The organism is Phyllobacterium sp., assembly GCF_037994405.1.
Lineage (GTDB): Bacteria > Pseudomonadota > Alphaproteobacteria > Rhizobiales > Rhizobiaceae > Phyllobacterium.
Map to the genome: position 1 here is coordinate 1 of NZ_JBBNAN010000379.1, position 2273 is coordinate 2273.

Below are 2273 nucleotides of genomic sequence, written 5' to 3' on the forward strand. Positions count from 1 at the left end.
CTGCTCGCTGATCAGAGTGCAACGCTTCGAGAACGTGGCCAAGTTCGGATTGGTGCAGCTTGCCGACATGCGACCGCAGAAACAGAACGTCCCGATCCGCGATAGCAGCGCCGACGCGGGCTAGGTAAGACGTACGAACAGCACCGTCCTCGCCGTAGATATCGGCGCCATCCTGATCGTCAGATGCGTGTTCTGGTAGCGTCTCTGTTTCGTCCATTCTGTCCGCACCCGCTTTCCCTGACAAACACTACGCTTTGTCAGTTAGAGCAAAGGATGTCGAAATGGAACCAGCGACACCCCTCGCCTTCATTTTTTGGCGGTTTCAGGCGGCACTGTCTTCCCACCCGCTGATCGCCTTGACTTCAAGGAAGTCTTCGAGGCCCCAATGGCCGCCCTCACGCCCGATTCCGGACTGCTTGTAGCCACCAAATGGAGCGTCGGCCGCGTGAGACGCACCATTGATGCGCACCATCCCTGCACGAAGCTGTTTCGACACACGCTTGATTCGCTCGCGGTCACCTGACTGGATATAAGCGGCCAGCCCATAGGGTGTGTCGTTGGCGATCTCGACAGCTTCCTCTTCCGTGTCAAACGGGATCATGGCAACGACCGGTCCGAATATTTCTTCGCGGGCGATCGTCATGTCATTGTTGACGTCTGCAAAAACGGTCGGACGCACGTAGTAGCCGCGGTTAAAGCCCTCAGGCCGCCCTGTCCCTCCGGCGATCAGGCGCGCACCTTCCTTGATACCCTGCTCGATCAGTCCCTGTACCTTGTTGAACTGCATTTCGGAGACGAGCGGTCCCATGTGATCGCCATCTTGCGAGGGGTCGCCCACTTTGGTGGCTTGCGCCGTTGCTGCTGCAATCTCCGTCGCCTTGTCATAGACCGAGCGCTCGACCAGCATACGCGTCGGGGCATTGCAGGATTGCCCTGTGTTATTGAACACATGCGCCACGCCGCGCTTGATCGCAGATTCCAGATCTGCATCCGCGAACACGATGTTTGGTGACTTGCCACCAAGTTCCAGCGAAACGCGCTTGACGGTTTCAGCTGCAGCCTTGGTGACCGCAACACCTGCACGCGTCGAACCTGTGAACGACATCATGTCGATACCCGGGTGGCGTGACATCGCCTCCCCGACCGTTGGACCATCACCATTGACCAGATTAAAGACACCGGCAGGAAGGCCGGACGCATCGACCATTTGGGCAAAGATAACCGACGAAATTGGAGCAAGTTCCGATGGCTTGAGAATGACGGTGCAACCGGCTGCGATCGCCGGCACCACCTTCAACACCACCTGATTCATTGGCCAATTCCATGGCGTGATCAGGCCACAGACGCCGATCGGCTCATAGGCGATGCGCGTCGTTTTGGTATGCGCGCCGAGCGGGCGCTCGAATTCGAAGTTTTTCAGCGCGCGAATAAACGCCTTGATATGCCCGGTTCCCGATGCCGCCTGTTCATCCAGCGCCATCTTGATTGGCGCACCCATTTCGGACGAGATGGCCGTGGCCATGTCCGCGATGCGCGTTTCGTAAACGGCGAGCAGACGCTCAAGCCAGGCCAGACGCTCTTCACGGCTCGTGACGCTCCATGTGGAAAAAGCCTTGCGTGCGGCAGAAACAGCCCTGTCCACATCCGTCGCCGATCCAAGGGAAATCACCGCAAAGGCCTGCTCGTCAGCTGGGTTGATCACCTCGAGCTCTTTGGCCACTGCCGGAGCTATCCACTTGCCGTTGATATAGAAATCGGTCTTGCGAAGCATGGTCCGTCTCCTGCTCGTTGCTTTACGGATTGTCGGTTGATTGACGCCGGACAGCGCCCGGCAAGTGCTCAGCTGTTTGTGTAGCGGATGTTCGAAGGTACGGCCAACAGGAATATCGAACAAAGAAGCGAAAATTGCGGCGCCTGACGTGTCGCTAGGGCAATCTGTGCTGCCCGTTGAATCGGCGGGAAAGGCGCAGGAAATTGCCAAGCATTGCGTGCCCGTATTCTGTAAGAACGGATTCCGGGTGGAACTGCACGCCATAGGTAGGGTGGCTCACATGAGTGAGGCCCATGACTTCGCCGATATCGGACCGCGCGGTTATTTTCAAATCGCTTCCATCTTTTATCTTTTCGACAATCAGGGAATGGTACCGCCCTGCCCGGAACGGACTTGGCAGACCCTTGAAGACACCGCTTCCGTCGTGATTGATCGCCGAGGAGCGACCATGCATCGGCTCCCTTGCGCGAACGACCTCACCGCCAAAAACCTCTCCGATGCA

The 2273-nt window shown here is 57.7% G+C and carries 1 protein-coding gene and 2 pseudogenes; all 3 read right to left on the reverse strand.

Annotated features, from left to right (window positions below; genetic code table 11):
* Positions 1-217: pseudogene (locus AAAC48_RS21195) on the reverse strand (magnesium transporter); the annotation flags it as partial.
* A gap of 105 nt (positions 218-322) precedes the next feature.
* Positions 323-1771: an aldehyde dehydrogenase family protein gene (locus tag AAAC48_RS21200; protein WP_340656087.1), complete on the reverse strand. Its 1449-nt coding sequence runs from the start codon at positions 1769-1771 to the stop codon at positions 323-325.
* 154 nt (positions 1772-1925) lie between these two features.
* Positions 1926-2273, reverse strand: a pseudogene (locus tag AAAC48_RS21205) (aminodeoxychorismate/anthranilate synthase component II); the annotation flags it as partial.

Bases quoted from the DNA above. Each gene is read 5' to 3' on its own strand.
- AAAC48_RS21200 (WP_340656087.1), bottom strand. From the start codon at position 1,771: ATGCTTCGCAAGACCGATTTCTATATCAACGGCAAGTGGATAGCTCCG.